The sequence below is a fragment of the Atopobiaceae bacterium genome, assembly GCA_022483015.1.
Taxonomy (GTDB): domain Bacteria; phylum Actinomycetota; class Coriobacteriia; order Coriobacteriales; family Atopobiaceae; genus JALCUE01.
Genome location: JAKVOB010000001.1, coordinates 1324879 through 1345680, shown reverse-complemented (window position 1 = coordinate 1345680; position 20802 = coordinate 1324879). Strand labels below are relative to the sequence as shown.

The following is a 20802-nucleotide window of genomic DNA, read 5'->3' as shown; positions in this document are numbered from 1 at the left end:
CCATGAGCATCAGGAACCGTCGCGCGCACCGGCACGCGAAGACCCACATCATAGGATTCGGCGCCGCGGGCGTGGTCGGGTTCATCGTGCTTGGCATCATCGCCCTTGCGTTCTCGATGGGGAGCCTCGTCGACTCCTGGCTCCAGGACCTCCCCGACTACTCGTCGGCCGATGCCTACCTGGTGGCCGAGCCCACGGAGGTCTATGACGCCAAGGGCAACACCATCGCCGAGTTCTACCTCGAGAACCGAAAGTCCGTCACGGAGGACCAGGTCTCGAGTTATGTGCTCAAGGGCACCGTCGACACCGAGGACGTGCGTTTCTACCAGCACAACGGGGTCGACATCCAGGGCATCCTGCGCGCCGTCGTGGTACAGATCACCGGTGGGTCGGAGGGCGCCTCCACGATCACCCAACAGCTGGTGAGGAACACCGTCCTCAAGGACGAGCAGTTCGACCAGACCCTCAAGCGCAAGGTCCGGGAGGCCTACATCGCCATCCAGATGGAGAAGACCTACTCCAAGGACCAGATCCTGATGATGTACCTCAACACCATCTACTATGGCCACTCCGCCTACGGCATCGAGGCCGCGAGCATCACCTACTTCAACAAGAGCGCGAGCGACCTCACGCTTGCCGAGGCCGCCACCCTGATCGGCATCCCCAACTCGCCATCCACCTATGACCCCACGGTCAACTACGACCTCTGCCTGCAGAGGAGGAACACGGTCCTCGACCGCATGCTCTCGGCAGGCGACATCACCCAGGAGGAACATGACGAGGCCCAAGCCGAGCCCATCACCTTGAACCTCGGCTCGTCCGTCATGAGCAGCCAAGGGACCTACCCCTACTTCACCGACTACGTGAAGACCATCCTCCAGGAGGACTTCTCCAACGACACGGTCTTCCAGGGCGGCCTCAAGGTCTATACGACGATAGACCCCGACTGCCAGGCAGCCGCCGAGGACGCCGTCACGACCCAGCTCGACAGCCTCGGCAACGACCGACTCGACGCCGCGCTCGTCGCCATCGACCCATCCACGGGCTACATCAAGGCCATGGTGGGTGGCAAGGACTACAGCACCAACCAGTTCAACCTCGCGACACAGGCGCGAAGACAGCCAGGTTCGAGCTTCAAGGCCTTCACGCTCACCGCGGCCATCTCGCAGGGCATGAACCCCAACATCTACCTCAACTGCAACTCACCCCAGCAGATCACCTCCTCATGGAAGGTGCAGAACTACGGCAACACGAGCTACGGCACCATCACGTTGAGACGCGCGACCGAGGTGTCAAGCAACACCGGCTATGCACAGGTCGCCGAGGCCATCGGGGCGGACAGCATCGTCAGCACCGCAAAGGCCATGGGCATCAGCGTCGACCTGCCGAGCTATCCGTCCATCACGCTCGGCACGGTTGGCGTGCCCCCCATCCAGATGGCCGAGGCCTATGCGACGCTCGCCTCCGGAGGGGTCCAGCGCGACGCGGTGGCCGTCACCAAGATCGAGGACCGGAACGGCAACGTCGTCTATGAGCACACCGACGAGCCCACCCAGGCGATCGACTCCTCGGTGGCCGCTGCCGTGACCGACGTCCTCGAGGGGGTCGTCACCTCGGGCACAGCCGCGAGCTCCACCGTCTCCCTGAAGGTCGACCAGCCCTGCGCTGGCAAGACCGGCACGACCGAGGACTATCGTGACCTCTGGTTCTGCGGGTATACGCCGCAGATCGCCGTTGCCGTCTGGTGCGGCTACACCGAGGAGGACACCATCACGATCAACGGGTCGAACGGGCACCCCTACCAGACGGCCGTACCCATCTTCATGCGCTACATCAACGCGACCCTCTCAGGCACGGCCCGCGAGGAGTTCCCCACCGCGGCCACGCCCACATACAAGAGCAGCTCGGAGTGGTCCTTCTCGGGAGGGAGCTCAGGGTCATCGAGCAGCAGCTCCTCGTCATCATCGAAGAACTCCTCGAGCAGCTCGTCGTCATCATCATCAAGCAGTAGCAGCTCGTCCTCGTCGAGCTCCTCTGCCACGACCACGTCGACGCAGTCGGCGAGCCCGGCAGCTGCGAGCCAGGCCGCCGCAAGCCCTACGGCGACGAGTCCCACCGCCCAAAGCCCAGCGGCAGCGACGGACGCGAACGCCCAGGAGTAGATGGGCCATCATGACGGTGAAGGGCCGCGCGCCTGCCAGCAACCTCGGCAGGCGCGCGGCCCTTCTCGTAGGATCGGATGGTTAGGCCTCGCAGGACTCCCGCTGCCGTGAGACCATGGCCTTGGCCTCGCCGAGCTGTGCCGCCACCGCATCGTGTCCTGTCCCGCCGTAGGTGCATCGGCGCGCGACGACCCGCTCGATGTCCACGGCCTCCGGGGCGTCGTCACCGAAGAGCGGCGAGTAGCTCCGGAGCTCGTCCGCGGTGAGCTCCTGGAGCGTGACATGCTCGCGCACGCAATCTCCCACGATGCGGCCCACCACGGCATGCGCCTGCCTGAAGGGTAGGCCCTTGCCCACGAGGTAGTCAGCGAGGTCGGTGGCAGCCATGTACCCCTCGTGCGAGGCCGCCCTCATGCGTTCCTCGTCGAAGCGCAGCGTCGAGACCATCCCTGTGACGGCGTGGAGCGAGCCCAGCAGGGTGTCCACCGCGTCGAAGACGGGTTCCTTGTCCTCCTGGAGGTCCTTGTCATAGGTGAGGGGAAGCCCCTTCAGCGTGGTGAGCAGGCTCACCAGGTCACCGAGCACGCGACCGGACTTGCCACGTACCAGCTCGGCGAAGTCCGGGTTCTTCTTCTGCGGCATGATGGACGACCCCGTGGAGTGGGCATCGTCCATCTCGACGAAGCCGAACTCGGCCGAGCTCCAGAGCACGAGCTCCTCGCAGAGGCGCGACAGGTGCATCTGTGCCACGGAACAGGCATAGATGAGGTCCGCGACATAGTCACGGTTCGAGACCGCGTCCATCGAGTTGGGCGACACGCGCGCCAGGCCGAGGTCGGACGCGACCGAGGCGCGGTCGAGGGGGTAGGTGGTACCGGCGAGTGCGGCGGCACCCAGGGGCGACTCGTCGGCGGCATCGGCGGCTGCGTGCATCCGGGTGACGTCACGCGAGAACATCCAGACATAGGCCAGCAGGTGATGCGAGAGGAGCACGGGCTGTGCCGGCTGCATGTGGGTGTAGCCCGGCATGATGGTGCCCATCTCGTCCTCGGCACGCTCGAGCAGGGCACCCTCGAGGTCGACGAGGGCGACCGTGAGCTCGCCCGCGAAACGCTTGCATCCCAGGTGCAGGTCGAGCGCGCTCTGGTCGTTGCGCGACCGACCGGTATGGAGTCTGCCGCCAGCAGCGCCTATCCGCTCGGTCAGGACGCGCTCGATGGCCATGTGGATGTCCTCGTCACGGTCGACGTCGAAGGTGAAGGTGCCGGCCTCGATCTGGGCCGCGATGTCGTCGAGGCCGCCACGGATGGCGTCCGCGTCCTCCTGCGAGATGACCCCCTGCCTCGCGAGCATGGCGGCATGCGCCTTGGACCCCGCGATGTCCTCACGCCAGAGGCGCTTGTCGAAGGTCAGCGAGGCACCGAACCGCTCGAGCTCGCCCGAGGGGGCCTCCGAGAAGCGCCCTCCCCAGAGGGGCTTGGGCTCGGTCGTGGGGTTCTTCTCGTCCTGCTCGCTCATGGCTCTCCTCACGGAATCGGCTGAATGGAGAAGGGCCCGACGGCACATGGCCGCCGAGCCCGCGTCCGTTACATGGTAGCGCAGAGGCGCCGCGCGGCGCCCTCGGCCCTACTCGGTATAGCTCGACTCAGGCATGGCGGTATCGAGAATGCCATGCTCGCGGCGTGACCAGACCGTGTTGGGCAGGCCATAGAGGTCCATGAAGCCCTTGGCCGTGGAGCGGTCGAAGGTGTCGCCCTCGTCATAGGTGGCGAGGCCGAAGTCGTAGAGCGCGTTCTCGGAGCGGACGCCCGAGACGCGGCAGCAGCCCTTGTAGAAGCGCAGGCGCACGTCACCGGTGACGGTCTCCTGCGTCTTGTCGAAGAAGGCGTCGCAGGCATCCTTGAGCGGCGAGAAGTACAGGCCGGTGTAGACCTGCTTGGCCCAGTCGTGCTCGAGCTTGAGCTTCTCGGCAAGGAGGTCGCCAGGCAGGCACAGCATCTCGAGGGCCTTGTGGGCCTTGATGAGCGAGAGGGCGGCGGGCTGCTCGTAGCACTCGCGGCTCTTGAGGCCCACGAGCCGGTCCTCGATCATGTCGAGGCGGCCGTAGCCGTTGCCACCGGCGACCTCGTTCATCTTGAGGATGATCTGGAGCATGGTCATCCTCTCGCCGTCGATGGCCACGGGCTTGCCGGCCTCGAACGAGATGACGACGTCGGTACGCTTGTCAGGTGCGTCCTCCTGCTCGGCCGTCATGACCCAGGCGTCAACGGGCGGCTCGTTCCAGGGGTTCTCGAGGACGCCACACTCGATGGCACGGCCCCAGCAGTTCTCGTCGATGGAATAGGGGGAGGACTTGGTCACGTCGATCTGGATGCCGTGCTCGGCGCAGTAGTCGATCTCGGACTGACGCGTCGTGAACTCCCAGGTGCGGACGGGGCCCAGGACGTCGAGCGTGGGGTCGAGCGCCTTGCACTCGAACTCGAAGCGGACCTGGTCGTTGCCCTTGCCGGTGCAGCCATGGGCGATGGCGACGGCGCCCTCCTTGTGGGCGATGTCCACCAGGTTCTTGCAGATGACCGGACGGGAGAGGGCGGAGAGCAGCGGGTACTGGTTCTCGTAGAGGCCGTTCGCCTTGATGGCCTCGACGCAGGGGCCCTCGCAGAACTCGTCGCGCATGTCGATGGCATGGGCCGAGACGGCACCCATGTCGGCGGCCTTCTGGACGAGGCCGTCCATGTCGGACGAGCCGGGCTGGCCGAGGCTGCCCAGGCAGGCGATGACGTCGTAGCCGTGATGCTTGAGGTACGGGATGATGACGGACGTGTCGACGCCGCCAGAGTAGGCCAGGACGACCTTGCCCTTGTAGTCGGTTCCGGTGATGGCTTGCTCGCTCATGGTGAATCCCTTCGTCTGTGTGGGCCTTGGCCCACGTCATGGACTACGCGATGGACATGCCGTCCGTCGTGTCTATCTCCCGCATGCGCGGGACCGCCCGGACAAAGGACCAGGCGGGAAGAATCCGAAGGCGCGGACGCCCGGCAGGATCACCAGGCGGCCGCCATCATCGGACGCAACGAAGCTTGTTGATGAGGGCCTCTATCGCAGTTCCCCCCTGACCATCCGCCGCGACCACCATGATGGTGTCGTTGCCGGCGATTGAGCCGACGACCTGGGGAAGATCAGCCGCATCTATTGCGGCGGCAATGCCTGGGGCAGTACCTGGCTGGGCCTTCACGAGGATGAGGTTGTCGGCACGGTTGACGTCGCACACGAGGTCGGAGATCATCCGCTGGAGATGCAGGTCCTCGGCAAGCACGTAGACTCCCTCGGGGAGCTTGCGGAGTCCCATGTCGGAGATGTCACGTGAGACCGTGGCCTGGGTGCACGAGAACCCAGCATCCTCGAGCTCGACGACGAGGGCGCGCTGGGTGCGTATGGACTTGTCACGGACGATCCTGCGGATAGCCTCCTGGCGGCTGTTGCGCCTCTTCACCAACGAATGCCGCCCTTTCCCGTAGAGGGATCACGTGAACCATGATGCATGAAATGGCATCAAACCGGATTTGCCGTGCATCAAACCTAGGCGTGGCAGGAAGTCCTGTCAAGCGTCGGCATAGAATCGGTAGCGAGTTGGTAACACGAGTCAGGCCATGCCACCCAGATGGGACCCGCATGGCAGCCTGCCTCGAGTAAGCCAGGCACCACCTAGTCGATGCCCAGGTACCCCTTCCAGAAGGCCACCGAGGTGAGTCTGGCCCTGGCCGCCGCATACTCGGCACGGATCCTGTCCTTGTCGCGGTCGTAGCGTTCGAGGTCGCTCCGGAAGCGGTCCCAGACCTCCCGACAGCGCTCGGGGTCCTTGTGCCTCACGACTCCCCTCTTGGTCGGAGCGTCGACCGCGACGATGGTGGTGGAGCCACAGATCTTGCCCCTGAGGTACGACCAGCCCGCAGCCTCGATGATGACGGGCCCCGCATCGTTCGCGGCCATGTTCCCGAGCTGGCCGTTGAGCGTCTCCCGGAAGATCCGCATGAAGCGGCGCCGGAAGAGGTAGTTTCCCCTGTCTCCCTCAAAGGGCACGTCCCCCTCAATCCTGTCCGAGGTGAGAAAGGCGAGGTCGACCCCCTCGGGGACATCGAGGTCAGCCAAGGGGACGAGCTGCTCCTTGTTGCTGTTCGCATCCATGAAGCGGCTCTCGCCCACTCCCTTCGCGGAGAAGTAGCCAGGACCCCTCATGTAGTCCTCGAAGGCATCGAGCACGAGCGCCGCATCGGCATAGTCGAACTTCATGAGCTCGATGCGGACGTTGTGCTCCAGCTCGACGAGGAAGTCGCTGAGCGGGGCAGCACCGGTCGTCGACTGGGCGATGAGCCCATTCCGCATGCACTGGTAGCGCTCGACGGCCGCGTTGTAGCGCATCCGGAAGGCCATATGCCAGATGCAGATGCCACCCATGGTGATGAACCTAGGCTTGCAGCGAAGGCTGTATTCCATGTCGTCGGAACGGACGAAGAGGGGCAGCGGGAGCCCCTCGCGCTCGATGGTCGCGATGGGGATGCAGCAATACCACCAGGAGGCGTAGGCCTGGGACTGGACCACGGGGTCGTCGGCAGAGATGGCATGGGACTCGACCTGGAGGTAATCGTGGAGGTATCCCATATGGCCCGAGGGCTTGACGGGACGGTAGACGCCCTGGGGCGTCATGTAGCCGAGGTCCTCACAGAACAGGTCCGGCTCGTCATAGCTCATCATGGCACCGCTCACGAAGGCCTCGGCGTAGCCATCGTTGACGATTGCGAGGAGGTTGTACGTGCGGATGATGCTCTCCGGGGAGACCTCCACGTCGTCATCCATGAGAAGCACGTGCGTGGCCTTGGGCTCCTGCTCCATGGCACAGATCATGCCGCGTGCGAAGCCACCGGAACCGCCCACGTTGTCATTGGGATGGATGGAGATGCCGGGGACCTCGAGGGACGCCTGGTCCAAGGTGCGACCGTTGTCGACCACGTGCATGTGGAAGTGATCGGAGACGGGCTCGGATGACCCGAGGATCTTCTCGCTCACCAGGGAGATGTTCCTGGTGATGAACCCCTCCTTCCTGAAGGTCGTGGTCGCGAGTGCCAGTTCCACGGGACGCACGTCCTCGGGTGCCACGTCAGCCCAGTAGTAACCGTTACGGATCGAGACGCCACCCTCGCTATCGATGGCGAACCCCTCGAGGACGTCGAGGTCGTCGACCATGATGTCGAGGTCAAGCTCCTGCCAGACGTCAGAGGGTCCAAGGTCCACGGACGAGCCTGCGACCTTCTCGGAATAGTGGCTCAGGGAGTCGGCAGTCGTCTGGCACACGGTGCAGGCATCACCCCTGAGCTCGAGGTGGAGATGGAAGTCCGAGGCCACCGTATAGGTCTCCCACTTCCGGACCGAGAGGGCATTGAAGAAGGTGGTGAAGTCGAACTCGCCAGGTCCGCGGAGGAGCCACTCCCCTGCGTCCGGCAGATAGACCACCGAGGCAGCCGAGCGGCAGTACAGCAGAGGAGCCTCATGGAACTGGGAGGTGTCCTCGAGCAGGACGTTGGCGAGCTTGAAACGAGACATAGGTCTCCTTTGGATGACCCGTCATGACAGGCGTCTGAAAACGAGTCGAATTATACCAGCGCGGAAAGGTACTCCGGTGAGGCTCACGCCCAGAACATGAAGGCCAGGCGGATGCGCTCCCAGAGCCAGTCGTCTACCCGCGCGCCCTCGGCACCGGCGGCGTCGGTCATCATGCCGCACCGCGCAAGGACCACCATGGCCAGGCAGGCCACGACGACCAGCAGGAGCCCCAGGCCGAAGAGCCGCGACGGGGCCGCGCCCTCGCCACGAGCCAGCACCATGAGTGCCGACGCCAGACCGAGCAGCACCCCGAAGTCCTGCACATAGCGCGTGAGTATGCCCGCGCCCTCCACGTCGAAGAGGCAGACCACGACGGCAAGGACCACGAGGGCCCCGGCGAGGAGCGCCTCTCGGCGGGGGCAGCGGCGCTCGAGGAGCAGGACGGGTGCCACGAGCGCGAAGGGTGCCGTGGCCACGATGCCGCCGAGGACGGGCTCCGAGATCGTGAGTCCCCCATAGGTCGCCGACACCGCCTGCGCCTGCAGGAACGGGAAGGTCGATGTGATCACGGACGGCTGGAAGAGCAGGTAGAAGGCACCTTCGAGGGCGCGGATCACGTCATGGCCCCGCAGCGTCAGGTTATCGTCGGCAAGGTTGTAGGCGCTCCCGAAGTCGAGGGGCGAGCCGAACCGGGCCACGTTGTACCAGAGGAGCGCACCGACCACGACCACGACCGGGATGCCGAGCTGCGCCACCCGCACGAGCCAGACGCGACCGGACGAGACCTTGATGGTGTCCGCGACGCAAGGCGGAGCCTCGATGGAAGCGGCATCAGGGGCAGACGCAGCGGCCAGCCGACCCCCTCCCCCGCCAGGGGTCCCGGCCTCGCGGCGCACGGCCCGCCACAGGAGCGGCAAGGCCAGGAGCCCCACCACGAGGACCTGGGGTCGACAACCCGCCACGAGGGCCATGAGCAGGGCACCAAGGGCATAGAAGGCACCCTTGTGCCTCTCGGCCGTCACCGCATGGTGCCAGGCGACGAGACCCCACATCGCGAAGGCGAGCCCACAGGTCACGGGGATGTTGTAGAAGCAGGGCCTCCCACAGGAATAGACGATGCCCGAGCACGCCAGCACCCCTAGGAACACGAGGACGAACGTCTGCAGGCTCGCATGCGTGAAGCGCGTGCGCACCAGCTGCGAGAGGAGCGTCCACACGGCGCCCGCGAAGGCGAGCACGGCAAGCCCCACGGCCGCCGAGTTGGGCAGGTCGAGCCCCGTCAGCACGCAGAACGGCAGGAAGAGCACGACCTCGGGGACCACGCCGAAGTAGACGTAGTAGTGGCCGTCATGATAGGCGGCGTCATGCTTGAACGAGATGCCGGTCTGGGCCTCCGCCTGCGTGCGGGCGGCCGGGTCGTAGGGGTCCTCCATCTGGACCAACCAGTCCGGCGGCTCCTCGTCGAGGTAGAGCCTGCCTTGCGTGAGGGAGTGCGCGAGCTCTGTGTACTCGTCCTGAGCGTAGGCCCAGTACCAGGGGCGATTCTGGTCATCCGAGCCGTAGTTGGTGGTCGCCCCTATCACGACGAGCGCGCAGACGAGCACGGCGATGCGGATGCGGCGGGCAGGAGCGGCGGCTGCCGACGTGCGGGCGAGCAGACCATGGGGTCGGAGCAGCCAGACGCCCACGATGACGAGCGCCACCACGAGCATGCGGAGGGGATCGACCGAGAGGGGCACAGGCCGGTTCAGGATCACGGAGGCGATGTGCACCGGGTAGGAGTCGGCCTTGATGGATATGGTGAGCGAGCGGAGGTCGCCATAGGGGTCGATCACCGAGGTGAGGCTCCGCTCGTTCGAGGGGAGCAGCTCCGTGACCGGCAGCACATAGGCCGCCGAGGTGCCGTCGTCGGTGATGGAATAGGTGGCGCTCACTGCCGTGTCCTGGGGCTGGTCGGCACCGAAGGTCACCGTGACGGTCGAGACCGCCTGGTCGATGCCATCGAAGGTGAGCGTGTCGTCCGCCGAGGAGAGGGAGGCCGCGGACGCCTCGAGCGTGACCTCCGTGCCTGCGCCCGCCGCAAGCGAACGCCAATGGTTGATGTTGAAGAGCGTGAGCTCGAGGGCCACGGCCACGACGATCGCGACGGCCACGGCCTTGAGGAGGCGACGGAGGTCGTCGGAGCCCATCATGCGAGTTCCTCGTCGACATGGACCAGGGCACGCTCGTCGGTGTCGGCCCCCGTGGTGAACACGAGACCGAGGACGAGGGGCGCGGTGAAGACCGCTGGCACCAGGTAGCGCGGCAGCGCGAGAGGTGACACGATGATAGAGGCCAGGGTGAGGACCGAGGCCATGAGCGCGGCGGCCAGGCCCCAGCGCCTACGCCTGAGGCACCAGGCCATCACGATGAGCGGTGCCCAGAGCGCATACGGGGCCTTCGAGAACGCCTGCGGGAACACCGAGAGGAACGCGTTGTAGACGGTGTCGAACCCAGCCGAGAGCGTCTCGGCGAAGGCAGGGTGCGTGGCCCCGCCCATGAGCGAGGAGACCTCGTCCGCCGTGAGACGCGGCAGCCACCAGGAGCTGTCGAAGTACTCCTGATAGCCCGAGACGTCCCCGGGCACGTTGTCGATCACATACAGGCCCGTCTCGGCCGAGGTGTCATCGACGACCGGCCACTGCACCACGGGGGCCCAGACCTGACAGGTCAGACCGAGGAGGGCGTTCGCGTACGAGCCGGGATAGCGGAGGCCCAGACTGAGCCAGAGGGAGATGCCTGCCGCCTTGTCGGACATGGAGGCATCGTCCTTCCAGCAGTTCTTGGTGGCGTCGGCGCGCGTGGGCACAAGCGCCGTGGCAAACGCGGAGGGGTCACCCCAGCACTTCTCGATGGTCGTGAGGTCGGCGTCGGAGAGCTCGTCACCATGCTCGGCCACGACGGTCGCCACCTGCTGCGACGGAATGGACATGACGTCCCGGAGGTCGCCTTTGGCCACCCCCATGGCGCCCAGCAGGAGGTTCGACCACACCAGATAGAGGATGACCGGGACTGCGGCCCAGGCGAGCACGCGGGCGCGCGACCCCTTGCACCAGAGTGCGACCACGAGCAGCGTGCCCACGTCCACCAGCAGACTCGTCTTCTTGGTGAGCATGGTGAGCAGGGTCACCACGATCACGGACACGAGGAACCTGCGACTGCGGAGGGCAGCGCCACGCGTGCGGGCACACTCGACCACGGCCACGAAGAACAGCACATACGTCCAGCCGAAGAGCGAGTCCTTGCCCATCGTGAGCAAGGTCAGGGGCACGAACGGCAGCAGGCCCAGGAACAACGTGCAACCGCGCACGAAGCCCCGCGGGGCTCCGATGACATCGCGGATGTACCACAGCATGACGCCCATGGACAGCGCGGTGAGGACCATCTGGGAGATGGCGCAGAGAAGGAGCGACCAGAGATGCGACCCCAGCAGGTCGCCTAGGTCCCAGAAGAGTCCGATGACCATCGTGTCGAACCATGGATGATGGTCAGAGGCCGTGGCGTAGCCCGCGTGCTCGAGCAGCTGCCAGAGGGTGTCCTGGTCGAGGTTGCCCGGAAAACGAATCACGAGGTAGGGGATCCACAGGACGAGTAGCACAAGCGCACCGGTCAGCACCGCCCGGGCCGGTGGGAACGGGGCGGGGACGACGCCGAGGCCCCTCTCGGGGTCCACATGGCGCGTGCCCCATGACACACCTCGCGCAGACTCCCTGTTGGCGATGTGCACCTCGCGGACGTCGAGCCAGTGGAAGAGAAGTGCGATGAGGAAGTACGCAGGAACAGCGATGAGCAGACCCGCAAGCACCACAGGAAGCGCATCCGTGATTCCTGGCGACCCCGCCTCGACCGAGGCCTCATAGGTGGCTCCCGCCGACCATGAGAGCCCCAGGATGGCCGCCGCCACGATTGCCCAGACGTCGGGGTGAATCATGAAGAGGCGGCGCACCCGCGCGCCCCGCACGTTCTTCTCGGCCACTCCGGCTCCCCCATCCCACCTCTGGCATACCGCATCAGAGTATACCGTCGGACAGGCCTACACGCCTAGGAGGTCCCAGCGAAGGCGACGTCGACGCTCATCCAGGTCATACCGCGTCCCCCTGAGCCGAAGGCACAGGCGCTGCGCGAGCATGCTGGCGATTCCATCGAGGGCAGAGGGGTCCTCGAGCTGGGCGTTCGAGACGCCTATGACCTTGATGCCCATGCTCTCGAGCGCCGCCTGACGCCCCGTGTCCGACTCGAGCCTCGAGAGTCCCGTATGGAAATCGGCCCCGTGGTATTCGACATCGATGCCTGCCTCCTCCCAGAACAGGTCGGCCACGCAATACGACCTACGGGCGATGGAGCGTGCCCTCGGGTCGAGGTCGATGCGATGGTTCAGCTCGGGGAAGGGCAGGCCATGACCACCGAGGGAGTGCGGGAGACAGAGCAGGAGCACCAGGTCAGCCTCGCGGGGCGACGCCGCGCCGTCCAAGGCGAACCGGAGGGCGCGAAGCGCATGGGAGCGGCCACGGGTTCCTGCCGGGAGCGACCCCACGGTCGAACGGAGGTCCGCCACGCACGAGAGGGGCGTCTGGCCATAGAGGCAGTCGCGATCCTGGGTCGAGGCGCCCAACGCATATGTGCCAGCCGGCTCGAAGGCCAGCCTAGCAGCACGCGTCACCGAGAGGGTGGGCGCCACCTGCAGGAAGGTGAGCGCGGGGGATGTCACGAACACCCTGGGCATGAGCTCGACGAGACCCCCGGAGGGAATGGCACCCTGGCAGACGTGGCAGACGACCCCATCCGAGTAGCGGCGCCTCGCCCTCTCGGGCACCACGACGTGAATGGGCAGGGGCAGACGCGAGAGTGCGAGGATGGGATCCGTGGTCAGGGAGACCTGGAGGCCACAGGGCTCCCCCATGAGCGCCGAGGACCCGATCTCGCGCGCGTTCGCCGTACACCCTGTCAACGAGCCAGAGCGGACCTCGGCAGCAGACAGGCACTCGGCAGCGCCAGGCATCCGAAGGACCTCAAGGGCAGTGTCATGTGAGAGGCAGATTCTCATGGCAAGAGGATACCTATGACAGGCTCACGTACCGGCTGCGAGCCAGGACGAATCGGCGAGCAGACCCGTGTCGGGCATGGACGGCCGGGGGCCCTTGTAAGGATGCGACATGAGGCGATGGCACATAATCGAACTTAGCCATCGTTGCGAAGAGGCATCACATGTTATATGACTATTTGATATTTTGCGATGCCAGGTAGATTGCCTGCCGTCATGCGAAGGTCGCCGCCGCTGCCGGCAGTGTCCCAGACGAACGATGTCTTTCTTCGATTCTGTGCCACCCCCTCCACGGGAATCGGGGCCCGAAGTCGCAACGCCCGGGATTCATCCCATGAAAGAGGCGCTGGGGCCGGCCATGCCATGGCCGGCCCCAGCGCCTTTCTTGCACGAACGGGTCACAGGGGAAGCTGAGTCACCTGTTTGCGCGCCAGGAGCTTACGCCTCGTCCTGGAGCGCGGCGTAATCCTCCTCGCCAGTACGGACCTTGACCACGTGCGCGACATCATAGACGAAGATCTTGCCGTCACCGATATGCCCGGTGTAGAGGACCTTCTTGGCAGTCTCGATCACGCTGTCGACCGGGACCTTGGCCACGACCACGTCGACCTTGATCTTGGGCAGGAGCGTCGCCTCGACAGGGACGCCACGATAGGTCTCGGGGGCACCCTTCTGCTCGCCGCAACCCATGACCTGCGTCAGGGTCATGCCCGTGCAGCCAAGGTCGTTGAGCGCGCACTTGAGCGCCTCGAACTTGGACTCCTGCGCGACGATCGCCACGTGATGGATGGCAGCGGCGCCCGTGGGCAGGACGCTCGCGGACTGGCTCACCGGCACCGAGGCCGCGACCTGTGCCGCGCTTGCCTTGGCGATGTCGGCCTCACCGAGGTCGACGCCCTCATTGGGGAGGTCGACAGTCAACGTAGGTGTTGTCAGTGATGGCAAAGCCCGCATAGGCGCTCGGCAGACCGTGCTCATGGATGTCGAGGCCCTCGATCTCAACCTGTGCGGAGACACGCAGGCCGACCGTCTTGTCGATGACCTTGAAGACGATGAACATCACGACGAGCACGTAGGCGGCGACAGAGACGACACCCAGGCACTGCACGCCGAGGAACGATGGGTCACCGGTATAGAACAGACCATTCTCGGTCGCGAACAGGCCGGTGGCGATGGTGCCCCAGGCACCGTTGACGCAGTGCACCGAGACGGCACCCACAGGGTCGTCGATCTTGACGACCTTGTCGAAGAACTCGACCGAGAAGGTGCACAGGACACCGGCGATGATGCCGATGGCAGCCGCACCGAACGGATCGACCGCATCGCAGCCTGCAGTGATGGCCACAAGTCCGGCGAGCACGGCGTTGAAGGTCAGCGACACGTCAGGCTTGCCGTAGCGGATCCAGGTGGTGAGCAGGGCCGCAAGCGCGGCAAGTGCGGCAGCCAGGTTGGTGTTGAAGCAGATGAGGCCAGCCGAGACCATGGTGTCGTCGCCGGTCATGGAGACCGTGGAGCCACCGTTGAAGCCGAACCATGCGAACCAGAGGATGAAGACACCCAGGGCCATGGAGGTCATGTTGTGACCGAGGATGGCGCGGGGGTGGCCCTCCTTGTCATACTTGCCGATACGGGGCCCAAGCAGGTAGGCGCCCAGGCAAGCCGTGATGCCGCCGACGAAGTGGACGCAGGTCGAGCCGGCGAAGTCATGGAAGCCGAGCTCAGAGAGCCATCCGCCACCCCAGATCCAGTGGCCCGAGATGGGATAGACCACCAGCGAGATCGCAGCCGAGTAGAGCAGGTAGGCCTTGAAGTTGGTGCGTTCGGCCATGGACCCCGAGACGATGGTGGCCGCGGTGGCGCAGAACACCGTCTGGAACAGGACATAGACGAGCGTGGGCAGCGGCGTCACGCTCGAGTAGTCGCCCAGGATGAAGGGGTCGAAGGCACCGATCAGCGAGGACGTGCCCCCGAACATGATGCCGAATCCCACGAGCCAGTAGCAGGGTGTGCCGATGCAGAAGTCCATGAGGTTCTTCATCAGGATGTTGCCCGTGTTCTTGGCACGGGTGAGTCCGGCCTCGCACAACGCGAAGCCGGCCTGCATGAAGAACACCAGGAATGCCGCGATGAGCGTCCAGGTGACGTCAGCAGAGCTATACATATGCTTCCCCTCTCTCTTTCCTCCTCTTGGTGCACGAGGCCCGTGTATCGGACACGACCCCGATCGCGGCGACGACAAGCCGGGTGCCACGTGGATCCATCCGGTTGCCGACAAGGGCTTGACTTGGCGACGCTCGCCGCGTCCATCCCCGCCGTCGACCCGTACCATCACGCCCGATTGTTTCGAGATTGAATCGCAATGGGCCTGTTTACCAAAACGAAAACTGAATGTAAACGCGACGCAAGCCATCTTCAACGAAGACTTCTCATGTCCCATCTAGAGTGGTCTGCGACATCAGAGAGAAGGGAGACGGCAATGGAAGCAGCCATCGTGGACATGGATAGCAAGACATCCGGAACGGATGCGCTGACCGCGCGCGAGGCCGAGGAGCGCTACCGGGCCCTCAGGGCCGAACATAGGCTGGCCGCACGCGAGGCCGAGGTCGCCGAGCTCAGGTCCCGGGCAGCCGAGAAGGACATGACGGTCGCCGACACCATCGGCACGGGGGGTGCGCCCGCCAACACCACCGCGAGCGCGGTGAGCGCCGCGGCGACGGCAGCCAAGGTCCCCACGCACATCATCGCCGAGCCGGCGACGGCGCGGCTCGTCGCCCGGCGCACCGCACGCGAGCGCATCACCTCGAACGGGACCATCGCCGCCGCGGCCATGGTCATCGCAGCCATAGCCGCCATCGTGGTGGCGAACTCCCCCGCCTACGAGACCGTCCGCGCCGTCATCGAGCAACCCGTGGGGATCGTCCTGGGGCCGCTCACCCTCTCGCTGAGCTTCGAGGACTTCGTGAACGACTTCCTCATGGCCATCTTCTTCCTGCTGGTAGGCATCGAGCTCAAGTATGAGATGACCGTGGGCCAGCTTCGCGTCCCCCGTCAGGCGGCGCTTCCCATCCTTGCGGCCGTCGGCGGCGTGATGGGACCCTGCATCATCTATGCGCTCATCAACATCGGGGGGACCTCGGCCGGCGGCTGGGCCATCCCCATGGCCACCGACATCGCCTTCGCGCTCGGCGTCATGAGCCTGCTAGGGGACCATGTGGCCCCTGCCACCAAGGTGTTCTTCTCGACGTTGGCCATCGCCGACGACGTGCTGGCGATCATCGTGCTCGCACTCTTCTATGGACAGTCGCCCAGCGTGCCATGGGTCCTGGCCTCGGTGGCCTGCACGGCCGTGCTGTTCGGCCTCAACCACGCCCGCGTCTACAAGGCCCGCGCCTACCTCGTGGTGGGACTCGTGCTCTGGGCCTGCATGCTCAACTCGGGAATCCATGCGACGCTCGCCGGGGTCATCCTGGCCTTCGCGCTCCCCGTCCAGTCAGACCTCCACCTAGGCAACCTCCGTCGCTGGCTCTCGGAGCGCGCCCACGAGATGGACGATGCCTATGACGACGAGATGCACATCCTCGGGCAGCACCAGGTGACCGAAGGCGCCGCACGGGTCGAACGCGTCATGCACCATGTGACCCCGCCCCTCCAGCGTGTGGAGCGGGCCATCTCCGTGCCGGTGAACTTCGTGATACTGCCCATATTCGCCTTCGTGAACGCGCAGGTCTGCCTTGCGGGTGTGGACCTCGGGGGCCTCCTTGCCGACCCCGTCACGCGGGGCGTCTACCTCGGGGCGTTCCTCGGCAAGCCCATCGGCATCATCGGGATGACGGCCGTGCTCGTAGCCGTGGGCTTCGCCAAGCTCCCCAAGGGCGTCGACTGGAAGCAGATCGTGGGCGTGGGCCTCATGGGCGGCATGGGCTTCACGATGTCGATCCTCATCTCGGGCCTCGCCTTCACCGACCCCGAGGAGATCTTGGCCGCCAAGTGCGCGATCCTGGCCGGCACCATCACCTCGGCCGTGGTCGGCTGCGTCTACATACTGGTGGCCTGCCACCGTCGCGGCACGGCCGTCACCAAGGTCGAGGACGGGTCAGGACCGTCTCCTGCCGCACCCGAGAAGCACTAGCCGCTCTCGCACGTCAACGACCTCCCAGGGACCTCCGTCACGCCTCGCGTGCGGGGGCCCTTCCGTCTGCCGACGCACCGCACGCATCCGGCGGGAGCATCTCGAACGGGAAGGTACCGGCCTTGTTGAAGGCCGAGATGAACATGCGAATGGCGTTAGAGGGTGTGGTGCCGATCTGTGATGTCGCGGCGTAGAAGCGCTCCTTCTCGGAGGGGAGCACCTTTGCGACCACCGGGGTCATCTTCTCTGACATGTCCTGCTTCGTTTCTGGTATGACTTGGTATGTTTTGGTTATACCCTCGTGACGCATCAGAGCATAGCACGCGGCGACGCGCACTCGACCGAGAACCAAAAACCGCGGTGACGCCACCGCGAGCGGTACCCTTCCCCGTGTGTGCGGCACCATCAGCGGGTAGGAACGCCTTACTGGGGAGGCGGACCCCTTACCATGGGTCCGATGGGAGGAATCCACCTCCCGCACCCGCCCAGGGACGCGAGGGGAGGTCGCTCATGGAATGGCGCAGGCACGACGCTCCCCCACGGGCGCTCCGCCTCATGCTCCTCGCACTCATCGTCGCAGGCGTGGGATGCGTCCTTGCCGCCTGCGGATCCTCCGCCACCAAGGAGGAGACCTCTGGCCCCACCTGGACCAAGCCTGCCTCCATCTCAGAGACGGACTTCTCGGCGGACGGGGCCGTCTCGGCCAACGACTCGCTCATCGACGTCTCGAGCGTGGCCGATGGCGTGGTGGGAGCCTCCGCCACCAGCACGGTCCGCCTCAAGTTCACCGTGACCTCGGGTGACGAGACCTACAACTACGACCTTCCCCAGGATGGGACCCCCATCGAGGTCCCCCTCAACATGGGTGACGGCACCTACACCTTCCGTGTCATGCGCAACACGAGCGGCAACAACTACGTCGAGGTCAACGCGACCACGACCGACGTCACGCTCTCCTCGGAGTTCGCGCCCTACCTACGGCCCAACGTCTACTGCGACTACTCGGCCGACTCCGCCTGCGTGGCCAAGGCCGCCGAGGTGACGCAAGGCGCCACGAACGAGGGGGACGTGGTGAGGGACGTGTTCGACTACATCACCCAGAACGTCACCTACGACACCGACAAGGCCGCACAGCTCGCAGACTCCACCGGCTACATCCCTGACCCCGACGAGACGCTCTCGTCGGGCAAGGGCATCTGCTTCGACTACGCGTCGCTGGGCGCGGCCATGCTGAGGAGCCTCGGCATACCATGCAAGGTGGTCACAGGCTACGTTTCGCCGAATAATATCTACCACGCATGGATAATGGTATACATTGATGGCAGTTGGACCAGCTCCGAGGTAACCATAGAGAATGGCACGTGGTCGCGGGTGGACCTCACCTTCGCGGCAGCGCAGGACAACACCGGCTATGTCGGCGACGGCAAGACCTATACGGACAGGTTCACCTACTGAGGGACGTACCGAGGAATTCACGCCGTGTACGCGACGAGAGGGACGAGGATACCGAGATGTCAGCTACCTTGCTCGAAAGCAGCGGTGTCAGCGCATTCTGTGGCAGCATCGCCATCATGCTCTCCGCAGGCGTCCAGACCGACGAGGCCTGCCACATGCTTGCCGAGGACCGCGAGGACACCCGATTCGGGGGCATATGCGCCCACCTGTACCGCGACGTCGCGGCAGGCAAGAACCTCTCGGAAGCCATGCGTGCGAGCAAGGCCTTCCCTGACTTCGCCTGCGACCTCACGCAGATCGGCGAGGCCACGGGCCGCCTTGAGAACGTCATGCGCGACCTCGAGGCCTACTACGACGAGGAGGACAAGATCTTCCAGCGCATCCGGGCAAGCATCAACTATCCGGCAGCGCTCCTCTGCATCATGTGCGTCATCCTCGCCTTCACCGTCGGCTGGATCCTCCCGGTGTTCGTGAACGCCTACGACAGCATGTCAGGCAGCCTCACGAGCGGGTCGTTCGGCTCGGTCCAGCTCTCCATCACGATTGGCTGGATCGCCTTCGGCGTGACCCTCGCATGCACCATCTTCGTACTCGCCATCTCGTTCATGACCCGCTCAGAGCGCGGACGCGAGCGGGTCATCGGCATGTTCGAACGCTTCCCGCCCACGGCAGACGCCCTCTACCAGCTGGCGCTCAGCCGCTTCACCATGGCACTCGCCACCAACGTCGCCACCAACGTGGCCGACGAGGACGCGCTCACCAAGGCCCTGGCCACCGTGACCCATCCCAAGCTGCGTGCTTCCGTAGAGAAGGCACACACGTCGATGATCGACATCGACAACCCGCGCAGCCTCGCCCAGGCCCTCGCGGAGGCCCGCGTCTTCGAGCCCCTGTATGCCCGCATGGTCAAGCTCGGCGCTCGGTCGGGCGACCTCGATGCTGTCCTCGACAGCCTGTCACACACCTTCTTCAGCGACGCGGTGAACCAGATCGACAAGGCCGTCGACAAGGTCGAGCCGGTCCTCGCGGCCTGCCTCACGGTGGCCGTGGCCGCATCCCTCATATCCGTCATGCTGCCGCTCATCGGCATCATGGGTTCGATAGGATAGGGCCATGTATCACGAGGTCACCAAAGAGACGATCTCACGCCGACGCAGGGGTGCCATCCTGAGCGTCCTCGCGGTCGTGTTGATCGTGGCCATCTGCGGCTTCGCCTACCGCGCCGCACGTGACACCGCTCGCGAGCAGGGGGCAGCCTCGCTTAGGAACGCGATTCTCACCACCGCACAGCAATGCTGCGCGGTCGAGGGGTCCTACCCCACCTCGCTCTCCTACCTCGAGGGTGCCTATGGCCTCCAGGTCAACACCACCGACTACATCGTCACCTACGAGTGCTACGCAGCCAACGTCACCCCGAGCATAGTGGTGGTGCCACGATGACCACACACTCAGCAGACCTCATGGAAGCCATCGCAGACCGCCGCGACACGGATGAGTCAGAGCACGGCAACCTTGGAATGGTCCTCATCTTCGTCTTCTTCGTGGTGTTCCTCCTCCTTGCGATCTTCATGGCAGTCGCCGGCTACCGCTCCACGAGCGCCACCACCACCCAGGCCTCGAACGTACGTCTCACCAACAACCTCGTCACCAACATCGTGCGCACGACGGATGCCAGCGATGCGCTCGCGGCAGGGCAAGGCCCTGAGGGCCGCTCGCTCGTGCTTCTCGAGCACCTCGACACCGGCACCTACGAGACGCGCATCTACCTGAGCGGCGGCAAGGTCGTGGAGGAGTATGCGTTGGCCGGCAGCGCTTACACACCTGCGAAGGCCACCGAGCTCGTCTCGTCGTCGACCTTCTCGTTCACGTACTCCAACGGGTTGCTCAGCATCACGACGGACACCGGCACGAGCGACGTCGCCCTACGCAGCCTCGAGGGAAGTGACCGCTGATGAACCTCTCCGATGCGCTCGACCATCAGAAGACCCGTCCGGTCTCATCCCCGAGCCCGCACCACACCAATGCCGCGTTCCTGGTCGAGGTCCTGGTGCTCTTTGGGTTCTTCCTCGCATGCTCGGCCATCTTCGTCCAGATCCTGGTGAGGGTGACCACCCTCTCGGCAAGTGACCTCCGCCTCGAGGAGGCCATGCACCTCGCCACCAACCAGGCCGAGACCTTCTCGGCCGACCCGACTGGCTCCGAGGGGACCACCCAGAGCGGTGACTACCAGGTGACCTGCGACGTCACCCCCGAACAGACCGACCAGGGCACCCTCTACCAAGCCGACATCACGGTCACCGACGAGTCGGGCGAGGCCTGGAACCTGACCACCTCGCGCTACGTGAGCGGGGGCGTCGCGCAATGACCCTCAACGAGGA

Annotated in this window: 17 protein-coding genes; 7 read left to right on the top strand and 10 right to left on the bottom strand. The window is 65.2% G+C overall.

The window, feature by feature from the left end:
* Positions 1–2 precede the first annotated feature (2 nt).
* Positions 3–2162, top strand: a complete 2160-nt coding sequence (locus LKE50_05690; protein MCH3968099.1) for a PBP1A family penicillin-binding protein — start codon at positions 3–5, stop codon at positions 2160–2162.
* An 81-nt stretch (positions 2163–2243) separates the two neighbouring features.
* On the opposite strand, the gene argH is transcribed toward LKE50_05690, so the two are convergent.
* The 9 genes from argH to LKE50_05645 form a co-directional block, all read right to left on the bottom strand.
* Positions 2244–3680 (bottom strand): argininosuccinate lyase, encoded by a 1437-nt coding sequence (gene argH, locus LKE50_05685; protein ID MCH3968098.1) that lies wholly within the window; start codon positions 3678–3680, stop codon positions 2244–2246.
* 108 nt (positions 3681–3788) lie between these two features.
* Positions 3789–5057 carry an argininosuccinate synthase gene (locus LKE50_05680; protein ID MCH3968097.1) on the bottom strand — a complete coding sequence of 423 codons (1269 nt, stop codon included), beginning with the start codon at positions 5055–5057 and terminating at the stop codon, positions 3789–3791.
* A 166-nt stretch (positions 5058–5223) separates the two neighbouring features.
* Positions 5224–5658, bottom strand: coding sequence for an ArgR family transcriptional regulator (locus LKE50_05675; GenBank protein ID MCH3968096.1), 435 nt, complete (start codon positions 5656–5658; stop codon positions 5224–5226).
* A 209-nt stretch (positions 5659–5867) separates the two neighbouring features.
* Positions 5868–7760, bottom strand: a complete 1893-nt coding sequence (locus LKE50_05670) for a glycosyltransferase family 2 protein (protein MCH3968095.1) — start codon at positions 7758–7760, stop codon at positions 5868–5870.
* Positions 7761–7843: 83 nt separating this feature from the next.
* The gene (locus tag LKE50_05665; GenBank protein ID MCH3968094.1) at positions 7844–9952 is read right to left on the bottom strand and encodes a hypothetical protein; all 2109 of its coding nucleotides are present in this window, start codon (positions 9950–9952) and stop codon (positions 7844–7846) included.
* Positions 9949–11775 (bottom strand): DUF6020 family protein, encoded by a 1827-nt coding sequence (locus LKE50_05660; protein ID MCH3968093.1) that lies wholly within the window; start codon positions 11773–11775, stop codon positions 9949–9951. The genes LKE50_05665 and LKE50_05660 overlap by 4 nt, the downstream gene beginning before the upstream one ends.
* Positions 11776–11832: 57 nt before the next feature.
* A complete protein-coding gene (locus LKE50_05655) occupies positions 11833–12843 on the bottom strand; it encodes a hypothetical protein (GenBank protein MCH3968092.1) in 1011 nt (336 codons plus the stop codon).
* A gap of 435 nt (positions 12844–13278) precedes the next feature.
* Positions 13279–13761: a P-II family nitrogen regulator gene (locus tag LKE50_05650; protein MCH3968091.1), complete on the bottom strand. Its 483-nt coding sequence runs from the start codon at positions 13759–13761 to the stop codon at positions 13279–13281.
* The gene (locus LKE50_05645; GenBank protein MCH3968090.1) at positions 13739–15001 is read right to left on the bottom strand and encodes an ammonium transporter; all 1263 of its coding nucleotides are present in this window, start codon (positions 14999–15001) and stop codon (positions 13739–13741) included. Before LKE50_05645 ends, LKE50_05650 begins: the two co-directional genes overlap by 23 nt.
* A 315-nt stretch (positions 15002–15316) precedes the next feature.
* Here LKE50_05645 and nhaA point away from each other — a divergent pair, with 315 nt between their 5' ends.
* Positions 15317–16969, top strand: a complete 1653-nt coding sequence (gene nhaA / locus LKE50_05640) for a Na+/H+ antiporter NhaA (protein ID MCH3968089.1) — start codon at positions 15317–15319, stop codon at positions 16967–16969.
* 37 nt (positions 16970–17006) lie between these two features.
* On the opposite strand, the gene LKE50_05635 is transcribed toward nhaA, so the two are convergent.
* Positions 17007–17222 (bottom strand): type II toxin-antitoxin system RelB/DinJ family antitoxin, encoded by a 216-nt coding sequence (locus LKE50_05635; GenBank protein ID MCH3968088.1) that lies wholly within the window; start codon positions 17220–17222, stop codon positions 17007–17009.
* A 257-nt stretch (positions 17223–17479) separates the two neighbouring features.
* Between LKE50_05635 and LKE50_05630 the strand changes: the two genes are divergently transcribed.
* Genes LKE50_05630 through LKE50_05610 form a run of 5 tightly spaced genes read left to right on the top strand, consistent with a single transcriptional unit; the run spans position 17480 to position 20789 of the window.
* Positions 17480–18424, top strand: a complete 945-nt coding sequence (locus tag LKE50_05630; protein MCH3968087.1) for a transglutaminase-like domain-containing protein — start codon at positions 17480–17482, stop codon at positions 18422–18424.
* A gap of 56 nt (positions 18425–18480) precedes the next feature.
* Positions 18481–19533, top strand: coding sequence for a type II secretion system F family protein (locus tag LKE50_05625; protein ID MCH3968086.1), 1053 nt, complete (start codon positions 18481–18483; stop codon positions 19531–19533).
* Positions 19534–19537: 4 nt separating this feature from the next.
* On the top strand, positions 19538–19864 hold the full coding sequence (locus LKE50_05620) for a hypothetical protein (protein MCH3968085.1): 327 nt from the start codon (positions 19538–19540) through the stop codon (positions 19862–19864).
* Positions 19861–20376, top strand: coding sequence for a DUF4860 domain-containing protein (locus LKE50_05615; GenBank protein ID MCH3968084.1), 516 nt, complete (start codon positions 19861–19863; stop codon positions 20374–20376). Before LKE50_05620 ends, LKE50_05615 begins: the two co-directional genes overlap by 4 nt.
* Positions 20376–20789: a hypothetical protein gene (locus LKE50_05610; GenBank protein ID MCH3968083.1), complete on the top strand. Its 414-nt coding sequence runs from the start codon at positions 20376–20378 to the stop codon at positions 20787–20789. Before LKE50_05615 ends, LKE50_05610 begins: the two co-directional genes overlap by 1 nt.
* Positions 20790–20802: the final 13 nt, after the last annotated feature.

Bases quoted from the DNA above. Each gene is read 5' to 3' on its own strand.
- LKE50_05625 (MCH3968086.1), top strand. From the start codon at position 18,481: ATGTCAGCTACCTTGCTCGAAAGCAGCGGTGTCAGCGCATTCTGTGGC.
- LKE50_05680 (MCH3968097.1), bottom strand. From the start codon at position 5,057: ATGAGCGAGCAAGCCATCACCGGAACCGACTACAAGGGCAAGGTCGTC.
- LKE50_05690 (MCH3968099.1), top strand. From the start codon at position 3: ATGAGCATCAGGAACCGTCGCGCGCACCGGCACGCGAAGACCCACATC.
- LKE50_05655 (MCH3968092.1), bottom strand. From the start codon at position 12,843: ATGAGAATCTGCCTCTCACATGACACTGCCCTTGAGGTCCTTCGGATG.
- LKE50_05670 (MCH3968095.1), bottom strand. From the start codon at position 7,760: ATGTCTCGTTTCAAGCTCGCCAACGTCCTGCTCGAGGACACCTCCCAG.
- argH (MCH3968098.1), bottom strand. From the start codon at position 3,680: ATGAGCGAGCAGGACGAGAAGAACCCCACGACCGAGCCCAAGCCCCTC.
- LKE50_05635 (MCH3968088.1), bottom strand. From the start codon at position 17,222: ATGTCAGAGAAGATGACCCCGGTGGTCGCAAAGGTGCTCCCCTCCGAG.
- LKE50_05615 (MCH3968084.1), top strand. From the start codon at position 19,861: ATGACCACACACTCAGCAGACCTCATGGAAGCCATCGCAGACCGCCGC.
- LKE50_05610 (MCH3968083.1), top strand. From the start codon at position 20,376: ATGAACCTCTCCGATGCGCTCGACCATCAGAAGACCCGTCCGGTCTCA.
- LKE50_05665 (MCH3968094.1), bottom strand. From the start codon at position 9,952: ATGATGGGCTCCGACGACCTCCGTCGCCTCCTCAAGGCCGTGGCCGTC.
- LKE50_05645 (MCH3968090.1), bottom strand. From the start codon at position 15,001: ATGTATAGCTCTGCTGACGTCACCTGGACGCTCATCGCGGCATTCCTG.
- LKE50_05630 (MCH3968087.1), top strand. From the start codon at position 17,480: ATGGAATGGCGCAGGCACGACGCTCCCCCACGGGCGCTCCGCCTCATG.
- nhaA (MCH3968089.1), top strand. From the start codon at position 15,317: ATGGAAGCAGCCATCGTGGACATGGATAGCAAGACATCCGGAACGGAT.
- LKE50_05620 (MCH3968085.1), top strand. From the start codon at position 19,538: ATGTATCACGAGGTCACCAAAGAGACGATCTCACGCCGACGCAGGGGT.